This window comes from Myroides sp. C6-3, assembly GCF_050522425.1.
Taxonomy (GTDB): Bacteria; Bacteroidota; Bacteroidia; order Flavobacteriales; family Flavobacteriaceae; genus Flavobacterium.
The window spans coordinates 24,283-39,537 of the sequence record NZ_JBMVQP010000005.1 but is presented as its reverse complement, the minus strand read 5'-3'; the positions used below and the strand labels follow the sequence as shown (position 1 = coordinate 39,537).

At 36.8% G+C, this 15,255-nt stretch carries 15 protein-coding genes; 7 read left to right on the top strand and 8 right to left on the bottom strand.

What is annotated here, in order from left to right; translation table 11 throughout:
* Positions 1–14: 14 nt before the first annotated feature.
* The 4 genes from ACPDG9_RS03545 to ACPDG9_RS03530 all read left to right on the top strand — a co-directional run bounded on the left by ACPDG9_RS03545 (position 15) and on the right by ACPDG9_RS03530 (position 2,079).
* Entirely contained in the window at positions 15–332 is a 318-nt protein-coding gene (locus ACPDG9_RS03545) for a DUF6922 domain-containing protein (RefSeq protein WP_286385847.1), read from the top strand.
* Between the two features lie 690 nt (positions 333–1,022).
* On the top strand, positions 1,023–1,403 hold the full coding sequence (locus tag ACPDG9_RS03540) for a hypothetical protein (RefSeq protein ID WP_286467707.1): 381 nt from the start codon (positions 1,023–1,025) through the stop codon (positions 1,401–1,403).
* 101 nt (positions 1,404–1,504) lie between these two features.
* Positions 1,505–1,801: a helix-turn-helix domain-containing protein gene (locus tag ACPDG9_RS03535; protein WP_286385845.1), complete on the top strand. Its 297-nt coding sequence runs from the start codon at positions 1,505–1,507 to the stop codon at positions 1,799–1,801.
* On the top strand, positions 1,798–2,079 hold the full coding sequence (locus tag ACPDG9_RS03530) for a helix-turn-helix domain-containing protein (RefSeq protein WP_286385844.1): 282 nt from the start codon (positions 1,798–1,800) through the stop codon (positions 2,077–2,079). The genes ACPDG9_RS03535 and ACPDG9_RS03530 overlap by 4 nt, the downstream gene beginning before the upstream one ends.
* Before the next feature lie 97 nt (positions 2,080–2,176).
* Here ACPDG9_RS03530 and ACPDG9_RS03525 read toward each other — a convergent pair whose 3' ends face one another.
* The 5 genes from ACPDG9_RS03525 to ACPDG9_RS03505 form a co-directional block, all read right to left on the bottom strand.
* Positions 2,177–3,427: a site-specific integrase gene (locus tag ACPDG9_RS03525; protein WP_286385843.1), complete on the bottom strand. Its 1,251-nt coding sequence runs from the start codon at positions 3,425–3,427 to the stop codon at positions 2,177–2,179.
* 470 nt (positions 3,428–3,897) lie between these two features.
* Positions 3,898–4,461, bottom strand: coding sequence for a Crp/Fnr family transcriptional regulator (locus ACPDG9_RS03520; RefSeq protein WP_430526427.1), 564 nt, complete (start codon positions 4,459–4,461; stop codon positions 3,898–3,900).
* Positions 4,462–4,465: 4 nt separating this feature from the next.
* Positions 4,466–5,113, bottom strand: a complete 648-nt coding sequence (ribB, locus tag ACPDG9_RS03515) for a 3,4-dihydroxy-2-butanone-4-phosphate synthase (RefSeq protein WP_430526426.1) — start codon at positions 5,111–5,113, stop codon at positions 4,466–4,468.
* Between the two features lies 1 nt (position 5,114).
* Positions 5,115–5,336, bottom strand: coding sequence for a DUF2798 domain-containing protein (locus ACPDG9_RS03510; protein ID WP_430526425.1), 222 nt, complete (start codon positions 5,334–5,336; stop codon positions 5,115–5,117).
* 515 nt (positions 5,337–5,851) lie between these two features.
* A complete protein-coding gene (locus ACPDG9_RS03505; RefSeq protein ID WP_430526424.1) occupies positions 5,852–7,627 on the bottom strand; it encodes an ABC transporter ATP-binding protein in 1,776 nt (591 codons plus the stop codon).
* A gap of 114 nt (positions 7,628–7,741) precedes the next feature.
* On the opposite strand from ACPDG9_RS03505, the gene ACPDG9_RS03500 reads away from it, so the two are divergent.
* Together ACPDG9_RS03500 and ACPDG9_RS03495 are read left to right on the top strand one after the other, a co-directional pair.
* Positions 7,742–8,206 (top strand): N-acetyltransferase family protein, encoded by a 465-nt coding sequence (locus ACPDG9_RS03500; protein WP_430526423.1) that lies wholly within the window; start codon positions 7,742–7,744, stop codon positions 8,204–8,206.
* 71 nt (positions 8,207–8,277) lie between these two features.
* Positions 8,278–9,342 carry an alpha/beta hydrolase gene (locus ACPDG9_RS03495; protein WP_430526422.1) on the top strand — a complete coding sequence of 355 codons (1,065 nt, stop codon included), beginning with the start codon at positions 8,278–8,280 and terminating at the stop codon, positions 9,340–9,342.
* A gap of 224 nt (positions 9,343–9,566) precedes the next feature.
* Here the strand turns inward: ACPDG9_RS03495 and ytxJ are convergent, their stop codons facing one another.
* Positions 9,567–9,905 (bottom strand): bacillithiol system redox-active protein YtxJ, encoded by a 339-nt coding sequence (gene ytxJ / locus ACPDG9_RS03490; protein ID WP_430526421.1) that lies wholly within the window; start codon positions 9,903–9,905, stop codon positions 9,567–9,569.
* Positions 9,906–10,064: 159 nt separating this feature from the next.
* Between ytxJ and clpB the strand changes: the two genes are divergently transcribed.
* On the top strand, positions 10,065–12,650 hold the full coding sequence (gene clpB / locus ACPDG9_RS03485) for an ATP-dependent chaperone ClpB (protein WP_430526420.1): 2,586 nt from the start codon (positions 10,065–10,067) through the stop codon (positions 12,648–12,650).
* A 622-nt stretch (positions 12,651–13,272) separates the two neighbouring features.
* Here the strand turns inward: clpB and sucC are convergent.
* Together sucC and ACPDG9_RS03475 are read right to left on the bottom strand one after the other, a co-directional pair.
* The gene (sucC, locus tag ACPDG9_RS03480) at positions 13,273–14,466 is read right to left on the bottom strand and encodes an ADP-forming succinate--CoA ligase subunit beta (RefSeq protein ID WP_430526419.1); all 1,194 of its coding nucleotides are present in this window, start codon (positions 14,464–14,466) and stop codon (positions 13,273–13,275) included.
* Positions 14,467–14,614: 148 nt separating this feature from the next.
* Positions 14,615–15,235 carry an L-threonylcarbamoyladenylate synthase gene (locus ACPDG9_RS03475; RefSeq protein ID WP_430526418.1) on the bottom strand — a complete coding sequence of 207 codons (621 nt, stop codon included), beginning with the start codon at positions 15,233–15,235 and terminating at the stop codon, positions 14,615–14,617.
* Positions 15,236–15,255 lie beyond the last annotated feature (20 nt).

Below are 15,255 nucleotides of genomic sequence, written 5' to 3'. Positions count from 1 at the left end.
CGTATCTTTACTATATGGAATTAAGAGAAAAAAATAACGACATTCCAAATCTTGACCGAGTGTTTTTTTGGGATTTTGACATCGAAGCAATGGACTTTAAGAAAGCCTACAAGACTATTATAGCCCGTATCATAGAACGTGGCGGTCACAATGAAATTGATGAGCTTGTCCGTTTCTATGGTCATAGCAGGGTTATCAAAGCAATCCGTGACGAAATTTACTTTTTGCCCAACTATGCAATTGATAGGGCATTGAGGTTCTTCCCAGAACTTAAAAAGGAAGAAATGTACTGCTACCTGAACCGTAAGGACAAGCCTTACCATTGGATATAAATTACAATATTAAAATCTTATAGAGGGATAGGTTGAGAAATCAGCCTGTCTTTTTTTTTATCCAACGACTTTTAGCCTAATAGTTCCAACCCCAATAGCGGAGTTCTTTTTGCTTCCTTTTCTTGCTCCGCAACTTGTCAAGAAAAGGAAATCGGGGTATCCCGAACCATAGATACAAGGGGTATCCTGCATATGCTGATTATAGTTCTGAAATTCTCTCTCAAAAAATATTTTCCAAAACAAAAAAACAGAAAAAAAAGAAAGCCATTTTAACAAGGCGGACAGGCGAAAAAACCAAAAGGAAACGGAATAAATCCCGAAGGGTGGCAGGGCAATCAAACAACTCGGCGAAGCCACCTTTTTGCCCTGCCATTATGCCGTAAGCTTTTGGTTGGGTGGTGCGGTGACTGTCCGCTTTATCTTTGCGACCTTTTTATTCTTTTTTAATCCATTCCAATCAAAGAAAGGGTACGAAAAACACGTAAGGGATAAGGATAGGGTGTTTTTGGTATGCTTTTCTTTATCCGTAGAAAACTCTTTAAATCTGTGAGGGCTTTGCGAGGAAAATTTAAAGTGTTTTAAGGATTGCTTTCTTTGCTATTGTGCCAATATAAGCCAAATACTGCCACATAAAGCCAAATGAAAATAATACATTTTCTTGTGTTCTATATTGGGGGAAATTTTGAACCTATGGCACAAAAAGTAAATACCAACAAAGAGCGTAAAGAAAACGAGCTATCCGAGAAGAAAAAGAATGCTCCTTTTATGCAGGTCGATAAGCAAAGCGACCCGATTTCCAATTTTATTACCAACTTTAAACGTCAATTCAAAGATACAAAGGGTTTAGGTCTGGGCAGACTATTCGGTGGCAAGCGTGTTGAACAACAAAAACAGACTACCGAACCCGAAAGCGTAATAGGTGCAACAAAAACGATTATGCGTTCAGATTTCAAAAACGATAGAAAAAGTCAGACTGTACAAACCAACAAAAAACCAGCTTTGAGAATTGACAATAGAATCAAACAGCAACAGGCTCGCCCGAAAAACAATAAACCAAAATTAGGATTGTAATACCGTATTTGGCAACTGTACGCCAAATGCTACCTCTGACAGCAACATTGAAACGCCCTGTATAAGTACCTTATACATTTGAAGTCTAAATTGATTAGAATATGGAAATAACAGTTTTAGACATTCAGATTTTGAAAGCATTGCATAGGGAAGTAAAGGAAGTTTCTTTATTGATTTCGGAAATAACTGTACCCTACAAAGCATTGCAACAGGCAACAAAATGGCTCGACCAACAGGAAGCCTGCCAACTGCTCAATATCAGCAAAAGAACGTTGCAGACGTACAGGGCAAAAGGCATTCTTGGGGCAACGCAAATCAATCGGAAAACCTATTTCAGATTATCCGAAGTGGAATTACTAATGCAGGGAGAGCGACCATTAAAAAAGCAAAAGAAATGAAACAGATTGGAAATTCAAACGAGGATATGCTTGTCCTGCTCGAAGCTGTAGTAGGCATTAAAAATGAACTGTTGTATATAAGGGAATATTTTCACCCGCTCTTAAAAGGAGAAATTTATCTGTCAGGCGAACAGGTTTGCGAGATGCTCCACATCAGCAAACGGACATTACAACAGTACAGAGATGATGGACTGATACCTTTTATCAAGCTCGAACGGAAAATCTTGTTTCGTGAGAGTGATATTATTAAAGTATTGGAAGATAATTATCAACGTTAGCCAACTATCTGAAACTGTAACCGTATCGGTCAATTAAAGAAACAGCCCACTGCTTTAAGCGGTGGGCTGTGGTGTTCTAAGGAATTGTGATATAGTGTTAAAGGCTTGCTACAAAAGACTGCTCCATACCTTTGAATTTATGAGATACCTTTTGCATATCCTTACCAACTTTCTCGTTAAGTATCTTGGCATAAATCTGTGTGGTGGCAATATTTTTATGCCCCAACATCTTGCTCAAACTTTCGAGTGGAACGCCTTCACTCAAAAACAGCGTGGCAAACGTATGGCGTGCCAAATGAAAGGTTACTTTCTTTTCTTTAAGGCAGTCAATCTGTTGAGATATTCGTTTCAAACTATCATTGCAGACGGTGTTTGATGGTACAGGAAACACCTTGCCGTCCTTTGTAAATCCTGCATATTTTTCGATAATCATTTTCGGAATATCCAACAACATCACGTTTGATGATGTAGTCGTTTTCTTTCTGCGTACGATAATCCATTGATTGCCATCAAAGAAATCCTGAATATTTCTGTTTCTAAGCCCTTTCATATCTGAATAAGACAATCCTGTAAAGCAACTGAAAACAAACAAATCTTTAACCAATTCGTCTTTCTTTTTCTCGCAGTTGAATGTTACGAGCTGTTCCAACTCGTTCCGTAGCAGGTAACCTCTGTCTTTGTCCTTTTTGGTGTTCTTATATTCGCTGAACGGATTAAAAGCAAGTTGTTTTCTGCTCATTGCCAAACGGCAAAGCGTGGTAAAGCCAATCATATACAGCCAAATGGTGTTGTGCGTCAAGCTTTGGGCGTCACGCAGGTAGTAATCAAATTCCTGTACAAAATCAGGGGTAAGGTCGTTAAAAGACACATCGGAATAACCGTATTTTGTCAGTGCAAAATTTCGTAGATGCTTTAACAGTGTTTTGTACTTACTGCGTGTACCATTTACCCGAAGTCCGTTATTGACCTTTTTCTCATAATCGGAAAGGAACTGTTCATAAAATTTGAAAAAGGTCAGTTCTCCGCTTTCCATTCCAAGAAAGGAATTTTTAAGTTTAGCACTGTTTACAGCTCCTTCATTCTTTAAAATTTTGGAATAGCATTCCTCAATACCCAAACGGATTTTGTCGAGTTTACTGTTTGTTTCTTGGGCTTCTCGGCTTTTACCTAAAACCCTGCCGTACTTCAAATCCCAATTTGTTGCGGAAATATCCAGCTTGGTGCTAAATGCAGACTGTTTGCCGTTTACGGTAATCCTGCACATAACCGTAACTTTTCCGTTTTTCTTCGGGGCATTCTTTTTAAGGTAAAACAATACCTTAAACGTTGATTTTTTTGTCGTTTCCATACTCACAATTCTTAATGATAAAATTAAACCTATGTGAGCTACGGAACAATATGAAAAACCATGCAGAAAGCTGAAATACAGCATTTTAAAACTATTTCTTCTAATGTTTAAAAGTAACGTTTTAGTAACCTTACTTTTGCCAAACCTCGCTTTTTACTGCTTTTTACCTCATTACAAAAAAATCAAAAAACGATTGTAAAGCCTTTATTTACAATCGTTTTACCTGTTATTAATCTTTGATGTGTTTTTACTGAAAATTTATTTTAAAAATAACTTAAACCTTAACAAATTGAGCAAACAATTTGTGTTTTTACATATAGTTTGACGAAGGATGTTTTTTACTTAAAAATTCACAAAAGAAAGCAAGAAACACGTTGTTTTTAATAAATCGCATAATGCGCTTTTTTTCATAAAAAAAGCTTATCACAGCAAGTGCTGTGATAAGCTCGGAAATTAAATGTATAATCTGTTTATTTTGCTTTAATTCGACTTAAAGTCTCTTGAGAAACCCTAAGATAAGAAGCAACAATTTTATTGGGTAATCGTCTAACAATTTGTGGACTTTGACAGAGTAAGTCTTGATAACGCTTTGCAGCATCCATGGTAACCATGGCAAACAACCTGCTGGTGTTGTTGATATAAGCAAACTCTAAATACTTGCGATAGAACTTCTCCCATTGGGGTACTAAATCGAGTAACTCATAAAAATGATGATGTGAAATAACATAAACATCACTTTCTTCTAGGGCTTGCATATACTCATCTGCACTATTTCCTTGGATAAAGTTGACCAATGTTGTTGCAAATTGATTTTCAAAAGCAAAAAAACGCGTAGCATCTTGTCCTGCTTCATTGATGTAAAAAATGCGTAAACAACCTTTACACACAAAATACAATTTCTGTGTTTGCCCAATTCCCGCATTGAGTTGCTCGCCTTTCTTGATCTTTTCGTAGGTAAAAAAAGACAAAATTAGGTCTAATTCTTCCGCTGTAACGTCAATTCGCTCTTGGATGTAGGTTATTAATTGCTTCATTGTGTTATTTTTCACTATCAAAAGTACGATAATACCCGATATCTGCGATAGTTAGCACGGTCATTTTGTGTTCTACAGCAAATTCAATAGCTTCCGGTAAACGCGCCATTGTGCCGTCGTCATTCATCAATTCACATAAAACGGCTTCTGGAGGTAAACCCGCTAGTTTCATTAGGTCAACACTCCCCTCTGTATGTCCATTGCGCTCTAATACTCCCCCTTTCTTTGCACGTAAAGGAAAGATATGTACAGGTCGAGACAAATCTTCGGACTTGGCGTTTTTATTACTTGCTGCACGTACAGTTGTTAATCGATCAGCAGCTGAAAGTCCAGTCGTCACACCTTTTGCCGCTTCAATAGTAATGGTAAATGGCGTTTGAAACTGACTCGTATTCTCAGTTACCATATAAGGTAAGGCTAAGGTATCTGCTTTTTCATTGGTTAAACACAAACAGATCACACCACTACAATAACGGATTAATAGTGCCATATCTTGCTCTGACATTAAATGCGCAGAAAAGATTACATCTGCCTCGTTCTCTCTATTGTGATCATCTAATAACAATACTCCTTTTCCAACTTTTAGAAAGCTTAAAGCACGTTCTACACGTTCTTGACTGCTCTTTCCAAATGCTTGTAGTTTGTCTTCCATTTTATTTTTTAATTAATTGTTCTGCGTATTTTCTAGCTCGTGGAATGATAAGAAACGCTGATGCATACGCCGCCGGCAACATAACACTCCACGCTTTTAAGAACATAAAAAACCAACCTTCCTCAAAGCCGTAATTTCTGATCAATCCTACAAATGCCATAATTAAGGTCATCGGAACAACCACAAATAAGGTATTAACGTACTTGTAATATTTACTATTCATATTTTATGTTTTTTACTGAGGTAAAATTCAGCTTATCTACGTCTAAAAACATTGATATAGGTCAAAAAAAGAGGTTATTTGTTGTTCATTGTTCATTGTTCATTGTTCATTGTTCATTGTTCATTGTTCATTGTTCATTGTTCATTGTTCATTGTTCGTTGTTCATTGTTCGTTGTTCGTTGTTCGTTGTTCGTTGTTCATTGTTCGTTGTTCATTGTTCATTGTTCGTTGTTCGTTGAGGTGGTGAGATGATGAAATCGTAACGCAGTGAAAATCGTAACGCAGTGAAGATTCATCGAACACCAAAACCAATATAAACTAGGTGAAATAGATGGTGAGATTCCTCTTTTAAAGAAAATACACCTATTTTAGAAAAATCTACCGTTCACCGTTAACTGTTCACCATTAACTGTCAACTGTTCAAACAACGTACAAACAAAAAAGCTAATCCTACAAAGGACTAGCTTTTCTTGCATTAGATTATTTTCTGGTTACTGTTAACTGTTCACTGTTCACTAACTCAACGTTTGAGAGATTTTTTCAAGATTCAAACTATTAGCCATGGCAGAGAATATCTCATGATAGGTTTGTTTATTTTCATACAGCACTTCATGGATGCCACTTTCCACTACTTCTCCTTTTTCCATAACCACAATATGATGGGCATCAATTATTTGAGAGATACTATGAGAAACAATAATAACGGTTCTATTTTCTTTAATAGCGTCTAAGCTTCGTTTAATTTGTTCAGTAGCGATTGCATCTAGACTTGCTGTCGGTTCATCTAAGAAGATAATAGCGGGATCTTTCAAGAATAAACGCGCAATGGCTATTCGTTGTTGTTGACCGCCTGAGAGTAAACGCGCATCAGATTCATATCCTAGTGGTAAATCGACAATTTGCTCGTGTATATAGGCTTTTTTAGCTGCTTCAATCACTTGCTCTAACGTGGCATTTTCATCTCCATAGCGAATATTCTCTTCGATACTTCCTTGAAAAATATGATTTTTCTGCAGTACTAAGCCAATGTGTTTACGCAATTCTTTGGTGTTATAGTCTCTTAAATCCACTCCATCTAATAGAATTTGTCCTTGGCTTGGTTCATAGAACTTATCCAGTAAATTGATTATTGTGCTTTTTCCTGCTCCACTCAATCCAACTAATGCGGTTGTTTTATTCGGTTCAATTAGCATCGAAACGTCTTTTAATGCTTTTGTTCCGTTTGGATAATTGAAGGATACGTTTTTCAATTCAATTCGCCCTGTAATTTTTTGAGGAATATAGGTTCCTGAAGACTCTTCCTCTTGGGCTTCGATTATTTCAAAGAAACTTTCAGAATAAATCATCGCATCATTGACATCGTCATAAATGCGGTGCAATTGACGTATTGGTGCTGTAACGTTATTAAATAACAACACGTGAAACATAATCATTCCCACACTCATTTGCCCTTTCAATACAAAATAAGTAGTCAATAGAATAATCACAACCAATCCAAACTGTTCGATAAAACTCTTTATGGAATCAAAGACAAAGCTCATTTTTCGGGTGTACAGCTGATTCTCGGTCATATCATATTGAATCTCCTCGTGTTTTTTAGATTCCAAAGGTTCACGTACAAAGGATTTAATAACTGTAATAGAGTTGATTAACGAAATAATTCCATTGTTTTTGTTCTCGTGATAACTGCGCATTTTACGTCTAAAGCCCTTTAGTTTTTTGGCTTGTTTCTGGCTTACATAAAAGTACAACGGAATCATGGCTGTACTGACTAAACCAATATAAACATTGGCAGAGTAAATAAAGAATAAAGCAACAATTGCATTGGCAAATAGCGGTAAAATATCGATAAAGAAATTCTGTACTAAACGCGTAATGCTACTGATTCCTTGGTCTATACGTGTTTGTAACTTACCGCTGTCATTTTCTTCAGAGGTATAAAACGCCATTTTAAACGTCAAAATGCGTTCAACCACCAGTTGAGAAATATCCCGTGATGTGTAAATACGCAATTTTTCTCCGAAATATCGTTGCCCAAATTGAACACAGCTAAAAGCGATCTCTTTAACAATTAGAATCACACTGCTCCACAACAAGACCTCAAATCCCCAATGTAGCGTTTCTTCTTTATTAACAACAGCCGTCAACGAATCAACTAAATAGCGAAGTACTAAGGCGTTAACTTGAACGGCTATGGAGCCTACGGCTGTTAAGACTAAGGTTCCTATAACTAATCCTCTATACGGTTGTATAAACGGCTTTATTTTTTTTAATATGGTGTATAAATTCATATAAACAAAGGTATCATTCTCTTGTTTGCTTTTTCTTGACTTGAGTCAATAAATCAACAAGAGTTTCTGCTGTATTCTAATTTTTACTGTACATTTAAAAACAAAATAAATAAAATGATTATTCGTCCCGCAGTTCTAGCAGATATGCAAGATCTTCAGTTGCTTTATCAAAAGCAATTCGCTGATTTACAGCGTCACCAACCCTACTCTTTTAAAGCTGATCTCCCTGATCTTTCTTTTTTACAGGAAACCATTGAAGAGGATGATTGCGAATTTATTCTCGCCTTAGATCAAAACCGTATTATTGGCATGACTGCTCTTTTTATCGAACAAACGCTTCCTTATGAATGTCTTGTTCCACATCGTTATCTCAACTTTGCAGATCTCTATGTAGAAGAAACCCATCGCAATCAAGGTATTGGTAAACTACTTATTCAAGCGGTAAAAGATTGGGCCCAACTCAAACGAGTCGACTATATTGAACTACTTGTATTGAAGCAAAATTCAAAAGCATTGCAACTCTATCTCGAACAAGAATTTGAAATTGTTCACACAACAATGCGCTATCGTTTGGATTAGAATTTACATTTTTATTTATTTAGAATAAATATAAACAATTATCTTTGCCTTTTAAAACAAATTAAAAAAGAATGAAACTATCGTTCCTGCGTTTTTTAGGGTTATTTGTCTTTTTACTTTCTACCCCTTTTCTATCAGCGCAAACTAGCATCACTATTGGTCAAGAGTATACCCTCTCTTCTGCTATTTTAAATGAAGATCGAAAAATTCAAATTTACCTTCCAAAAACCTATACCGATAGTAGCCTAACCCCACAACACTACCCTGTGGTATACCTCCTGGACAGTGAGAGTAACTTCCATTATCTAACGGCTTATATTGAGAAATTAGCCAAATATCCTTATCCGTCTATTCCAGAGATGATAGTCGTAGGTATTGTCAATACCAATCGAACAAGAGATTTAACTCCGACTTCCCGTAAGGAAGAAGTAATGACTGCGGAACAAAAGGCTAAAATACAAGGAGAGGCTGGTGGAAATGCAGCTTTCTTTCAATTCTTAGAACAAGAAGTTAAACCATTTGTACATCAATCGTTTAGAGCCAACGACTATGCTATTCTCATTGGACATTCCTTTGGCGGGATTACTGCTTTGAATAATTTATTGAATTACACTGCGATGTTTCAAGCCTATATCATTCACGATCCGAGTATTTGGTGGGATGACCGCTATATACTAAAAGCCTATGAAGCACAAAAAACAAAGGATTTTCAACATCGAAAAGTTTTCTTGACGCAAGTCGGTGACAGTGAAAACAAAGGGCATCTAGAAGAACATTATAGCGCTATTCAGGCGTTTCATGCGATGATTCAACAACAAACACCTAAAGGCTTGCATTATCAGTATAAACAATATGCGGGTGAAAATCACGGTAGTATACCTTTGAAGGGCAATCTCGATGGGTTGCGCTATATCTTTGAAGATTACCCCCTTAATTTTAAAGCACTACCCGACAATCCGCAACTGATCGAAGCGTCTTTTGCGCGTTTGAGTCAAAATCTACACTTTGAATTTCAACCTAGTGAAGCTTATCTTCGCTATATTATTGCATATTACACCAAACAAAGAGAAAAAAAACTAGTCGATGATCTAAAGACCTACTGCAAGCGCTTATATCCAACAGCAACTATAGATTAGACAATACAACAGCGCAACGTTGTGATTCCCTCAATAAACAAGCTGGTTCACCCAATAAAACTTGTGCGACCACTGGAGATACAAGTACTTTACCCTCGTAAACAAATACAACAAGTCCCCATGCTTAGTTTTTTTATGTTGTTTCCTTACGACTAAGCAGTGTATCAAAAGATAAAAAGTCTATAACTCTAGTTATAGACTTTTTTTATGTGCTGCTCGTTGGGTTATAAACGCAAGAGTAATTTTTCTGTTGCTGCTGCATCAATTCCCTCATGTGAGGTATGATATACCACCTTGCCTCCTGCGATGATTAACAATTGGGGAGACTCATGTTGTACTTGAAATCGGTCAGCAATATCAAGAGAAACTAAACGGTCTTTTTTTACATCTACCTTATAGCAATCTACTTGCGTTGGATTCGAAAAAGAAGCTTCAAAATTTCTCAAGGCCATTTTACTGATATAACACGTCGGACTATCCTTAAAAATAAGATAGGGTTTACTTGACGTATTGGCTATTAATTCCGATAAAGTAGAAGTTTCAGTAAGTTCAATCCAGTTCATAAGACATTTTTTCAGTTAAGTAGTACGTTATCAATCAAATCTATGACTTTTTGTCACGATTTCATACAAATATAGGAATTTTTTTGGACAGAAAGTCGTAAATTTAGAATTGGAATACATCTTGTAAAAAGAATAGTACAACACAAAAAAAAGAAAAAGATGAATTTGAATAATTTTACAATAAAATCACAGGAAGCCCTACAGCGTGCACAAGTGTTAGTACAAGGATTAGGGCAACAACAAATAGAGAACGAGCACCTTTTTAAAGCTATTTTAGAGGTGGATGAAAACGTTACTCCCTTTATTTTAAAGAAACTAAACGTCAATATCGATGTTTTTAAATCGGCATTAGATGCGGCTATTCAGCGTTTTTCAAAAGTTGAGGGTGGACAGATTGGCTTATCTAGAGAAGCGGCCACTGCTCTGACTGAAGCACAAGCTATCGCTGCGAAAATGAAAGATGAGTACGTTTCTATTGAGCATCTTTTACTCGCCATTTTCAAATCGAAAAGCACGGTTGCTCAGATGCTAAAAGATCAAGGCGCCACGGAAAAACAAATGGAAGCAGCTATTCAAGAGATTCGCAATGGAGCACGTGTAACCTCTGCTTCTGCTGAGGAAACCTATAATTCCTTAAACAAATACGCCAATAACCTAACGCAATTAGCGTATGAAGGAAAATTAGATCCTGTTATTGGACGTGATGAAGAAATTCGCCGTGTCTTGCAAATCTTGAGCCGTCGAACAAAAAATAATCCCATGTTAATTGGTGAACCGGGAGTGGGTAAAACAGCTATTGCAGAAGGACTCGCACATCGTATTATTCAACAAGACGTCCCTGAAAACTTAAAAGACAAACAGATCTTTTCACTGGATATGGGGGCCTTAATTGCAGGTGCCAAATACAAAGGAGAGTTTGAGGAGCGATTGAAATCAGTGGTAAAAGAAGTAACTACTTCAGAAGGGCAAATTATTTTGTTCATTGATGAGATTCACACCTTAGTTGGTGCTGGAGGGGGCGATGGTGCAATGGATGCTGCCAACATCTTAAAACCCGCATTAGCTCGTGGTGAACTGCGCTCTATTGGTGCGACAACTTTAGATGAATATCAAAAGTATTTTGAAAAAGATAAAGCCCTTGAACGCCGTTTCCAAAAGGTCATCGTCGATGAACCTGATACCGAAAGTGCGATTTCAATTTTACGTGGAATCAAAGAAAAATACGAAGCACACCATAAAGTTCGCATCAAAGACGAGGCTATTATTGCGGCAGTTAACCTATCTGAACGCTATATTACCAATCGTTTTTTACCGGATAAAGCTATTGACTTAATGGATGAAGCAGCGGCAAAATTACGTATGGAAATCAACTCTAAACCCGAAGAACTCGATGTGTTAGATCGAAAAATAATGCAGTTAGAGATTGAAATCGAAGCGATTAAGAGAGAAAATGACGAAGATAAATTAAAGCTTCTAGGTTTGGAGCTTGCCAATTTGAAAGAAGAACGCAATGAGATTTTTGCGAAATGGCAATCAGAGAAGGAAGTTGTCGATCGTGTGCAAGCCTGCAAACAAGAGATAGAATCCTTCAAATTAGAAGCTGAGAAGGCAGAACGCGAGGGAGATTATGGCAAGGTTGCAGAATTGCGCTATGGAAAGATTAAACAAGCGCAAGAAGAATTAGAACACGCACAAGCGCAACTCGAAGAGAATCAAAAAGGACATTCGCTCATTAAGGAGGAAGTAACTAGTGATGATATTGCCGAAGTTGTTGCAAAATGGACCGGAGTACCTGTAACTAAAATGCTGCAAAGCGAGAGGGAAAAACTCCTCCACTTGGAAGATGAACTACACAAACGCGTGGTAGGTCAAGAAGAAGCCATTGAAGCCATTAGCGATGCTGTACGTCGAAGTAGAGCTGGATTACAAGATCCGAAAAAACCAATTGGGTCTTTCCTATTCTTAGGTACAACGGGAGTTGGTAAGACAGAACTAGCCAAAGCGTTAGCAACGTATCTCTTTGATGATGAAAATGCCATGACGCGTATTGATATGAGTGAATATTCAGAACGCCATAGTGTAAGTCGATTAGTTGGAGCGCCTCCAGGATATGTAGGCTATGATGAAGGAGGACAGTTAACAGAAGCGGTACGCAGAAAACCGTATTCCGTTGTGCTCTTAGATGAGATTGAAAAAGCGCACCCAGATACGTTTAATATTCTCCTTCAAGTATTAGATGAAGGACGTTTAACAGACAACAAAGGGCGCTTGGCTGACTTTAAAAACACGATTATCATTATGACATCAAACATGGGGAGTTCTATTATTCAAGAGAAGTTTGAACTAATCAACGATAGTGAACAAGCCGCTGAAGAAGCAAAAGAAGAAGTGCTGAACGTATTAAAACAATCGGTACGTCCAGAGTTCTTAAACCGTATTGATGAAGTGGTGATGTTTACACCTCTAACTCAAGACAACATACTTCAAATTGTTGATATTCAATTACAAGGAGTAATGAAAATGTTAAACGAACAAAATATTCACTTGGAAGCAACAAAAGAAGCAAAAGAATTCTTAGCACGCAAAGGATTTGATCCGCAATTCGGAGCAAGACCAGTAAAACGCGTAGTGCAGCGAGAAGTATTGAACAAGCTGTCAAAAGAAATCTTATCGGGTAACGTTAAAGCTGAAAGTATGATTTTACTCGACTCCTTTAATGATGAGTTAGTTTTTAGAAATAAGTAATATTAGGTTAACTGTTATCTATTATCTGTTATCGGAAAATCTTCTAAATGAAAGAGAACCAATCCTTTGAAGGGGTTGGTTCTTTTTTTTGTGGTGAGGTGATGAGAAGGTGTGCTGATGAGAAGGTGTGTTGGTGAAATCGAAACGAAGTAAAGATTCATCGAACACCAAAACCAATACAAAATAGATGAGGTAGATGATGAGACGATGAGATGTGTAAGGACCCGTAGTAATTGGTCTATGATGTGATGAAATTTTGACGAATGTAAAAAGAAGAAAAATCTCGATTGAAGAACAAATGTCCTTAAATAAGAAAATCTATTGATACCGATAACAGATAACCAATAACCGATAACAGATAACCGATAACAGATAACCGATAACAGATAACAGATAACAGATAACAGATAACAGATAACAGATAACAGATAACAGATAACAGATAACAAATAACCGATAACAGATAACAAATAACCGATAACAGTTAAAAAAAAAAGCAGCAAACTTTCGTTTACTGCTTTTTATATCGTATTGTGATAGTGTAAGATTCTTTTAGAAATAAGTACAACTTTCTTTCGTTGAAAAAATCACTCTTTTCTCATCACTCATCACTCTCAATCAATTAAGATAAAGCTGCTTGTACTTGATCTGCTGCTTCTTGGAAAGCTACAGCTGATAAGATCGGCATACCTGATTGATCGATCAATTCTTTTGCCAACTCAGCGTTTGTTCCTTGAAGACGTACAATGATAGGCACTTTAATATCGTCACCCATGTTTTTATAAGCATCAACAACACCTTGAGCAACGCGGTCACAACGAACGATTCCTCCGAAGATGTTAATTAAGATAGCTTTTACGTTTGGATCTTTTAAGATGATACGGAACGCTATTTCAACGCGTTTAGCGTCAGCTGTTCCTCCCACGTCTAAGAAGTTTGCTGGTTCAAAACCTGCATATTTGATTAAGTCCATCGTAGCCATTGCTAAACCAGCACCGTTAACCATACATCCAACTGTTCCATCTAAATCTACATAGTTTAAACCTGCTTCTTTAGCTTCAACTTCAATTGGACGCTCCTCTGTGATATCTCTGTACTCTGCGTATACTTTTTGTCTATATAATGCGTTGTCATCGATTGTAACTTTAGCATCAACAGCTAAAATTTTATCGTCAGATGTTTTTAATACTGGGTTAATTTCGAACATAGAAGAATCACTTCCCATGTAAGCGTTGTATAAAGCATCAACGAATTTAACCATTTCTTTGAATGCATTACCTGATAAACCTAGGTTAAATGCAATTCTTCTTGCTTGGAAACCTTGTAATCCAACAGCTGGATCGATTTCTTCTTTGAAGATTAAGTGTGGCGTTTTTTCAGCAACTTCTTCAATGTCCATTCCTCCTTCAGTAGAATACATAATCATATTTCTACCTTTAGCACGGTCTAATAATACAGACATGTAGAACTCGCTAACTTCGCTTTCACCTGGATAATATACATCTTCTGCGATAAGCACTCTATTTACTCTTTTTCCTTCTGGTGGAGTTTGTGGAGTAATCAGGTCCATTCCAATGATGTTTCCAGCTAGCTCTTTTACTTCATCTAAGTTCTTAGCTAACTTTACTCCTCCTCCTTTACCTCTTCCCCCTGCATGGATTTGAGCTTTTACTACATACCAACTTGTACCAGTTTCTTCTGTAAGTTGTTTTGCTTTTTCAACAGCTTCATCTGCGTTGTTAGCTACTAACCCACGTTGTACTCTTACCCCGTAGCTAGCTAATATTTCTTTACCTTGAAATTCATGTAAATTCATAGTGTAATACGTTTAGCTTTTAAAAATAAACAGATACAAAAATAATAATTAGGTTTTAAATTCCCTAATTTAATTCTATATAAGTCCTATTTATTCTTAGATTTAACTTTATTAATTTTAAAAAATATTTGATTTGTATTCGTTAGATTTAGAAAATATCAATAGATCCTTTACCTTCTCTTATGATTTCTGGTTCAAATCCCGCTAAATCAATTACAGTAGAGGCCTGATTATCACCATATCCCCCATCAATAATTAAATCTACCGTATTATTCCATTTTTCTAAGATTAACTCTGGATCTGTGGTATACTCCAAAATCTCATCTTCATCATAGATGGAAGTTGAAACAATTGGATTTCCAAGTCTTCGAACAATTTCTCTGGCGATATTATTGTCCGGTACGCGAATTCCCACGGTTTTCTTCTTTCTAAATTCCTTAGGCAGATTGTTATTACCAGGAAGAATAAAGGTATAAGGTCCAGGTAACGCTTTTTTTAATATTTTGAAGGTAGCGGTATCAATTTGTTTGATATAATCTGAAATATTACTCAAATCATGGCATACAAATGAGAAGTTAGCTTTGTCTAACTTGATGCCTTTGATACGGGCAATGCGCTCTAATGCTTTGGTATTGGTGATATCACACCCCAATCCGTATACGGTATCCGTAGGATAGATAATCAATCCCCCATCGCGAAGCACGTCCACCACCTTAGTAATCTCCTTTTCACTTGGATTCTCTGGATATATTTTGACAAATTGCGCCATATCTTTGATTTTTATTGTTT

What these genes read in the sequence shown, in the direction of transcription:
- ytxJ (WP_430526421.1), bottom strand. Translation starts at nt 9,905, where the DNA reads ATGAACTGGATTGAACTTACTGAAACTTCTACTTTATCGGAATTAATA.
- ACPDG9_RS03500 (WP_430526423.1), top strand. Translation starts at nt 7,742, where the DNA reads ATGATTATTCGTCCCGCAGTTCTAGCAGATATGCAAGATCTTCAGTTG.
- ACPDG9_RS03505 (WP_430526424.1), bottom strand. Translation starts at nt 7,627, where the DNA reads ATGAATTTATACACCATATTAAAAAAAATAAAGCCGTTTATACAACCG.
- sucC (WP_430526419.1), bottom strand. Translation starts at nt 14,466, where the DNA reads ATGAATTTACATGAATTTCAAGGTAAAGAAATATTAGCTAGCTACGGG.
- ACPDG9_RS03510 (WP_430526425.1), bottom strand. Translation starts at nt 5,336, where the DNA reads ATGAATAGTAAATATTACAAGTACGTTAATACCTTATTTGTGGTTGTT.
- ACPDG9_RS03530 (WP_286385844.1), top strand. Translation starts at nt 1,798, where the DNA reads ATGAAACAGATTGGAAATTCAAACGAGGATATGCTTGTCCTGCTCGAA.
- ACPDG9_RS03495 (WP_430526422.1), top strand. Translation starts at nt 8,278, where the DNA reads ATGAAACTATCGTTCCTGCGTTTTTTAGGGTTATTTGTCTTTTTACTT.
- ACPDG9_RS03540 (WP_286467707.1), top strand. Translation starts at nt 1,023, where the DNA reads ATGGCACAAAAAGTAAATACCAACAAAGAGCGTAAAGAAAACGAGCTA.
- ACPDG9_RS03535 (WP_286385845.1), top strand. Translation starts at nt 1,505, where the DNA reads ATGGAAATAACAGTTTTAGACATTCAGATTTTGAAAGCATTGCATAGG.
- clpB (WP_430526420.1), top strand. Translation starts at nt 10,065, where the DNA reads ATGAATTTGAATAATTTTACAATAAAATCACAGGAAGCCCTACAGCGT.
- ribB (WP_430526426.1), bottom strand. Translation starts at nt 5,113, where the DNA reads ATGGAAGACAAACTACAAGCATTTGGAAAGAGCAGTCAAGAACGTGTA.
- ACPDG9_RS03520 (WP_430526427.1), bottom strand. Translation starts at nt 4,461, where the DNA reads ATGAAGCAATTAATAACCTACATCCAAGAGCGAATTGACGTTACAGCG.
- ACPDG9_RS03545 (WP_286385847.1), top strand. Translation starts at nt 15, where the DNA reads ATGGAATTAAGAGAAAAAAATAACGACATTCCAAATCTTGACCGAGTG.
- ACPDG9_RS03475 (WP_430526418.1), bottom strand. Translation starts at nt 15,235, where the DNA reads ATGGCGCAATTTGTCAAAATATATCCAGAGAATCCAAGTGAAAAGGAG.
- ACPDG9_RS03525 (WP_286385843.1), bottom strand. Translation starts at nt 3,427, where the DNA reads ATGGAAACGACAAAAAAATCAACGTTTAAGGTATTGTTTTACCTTAAA.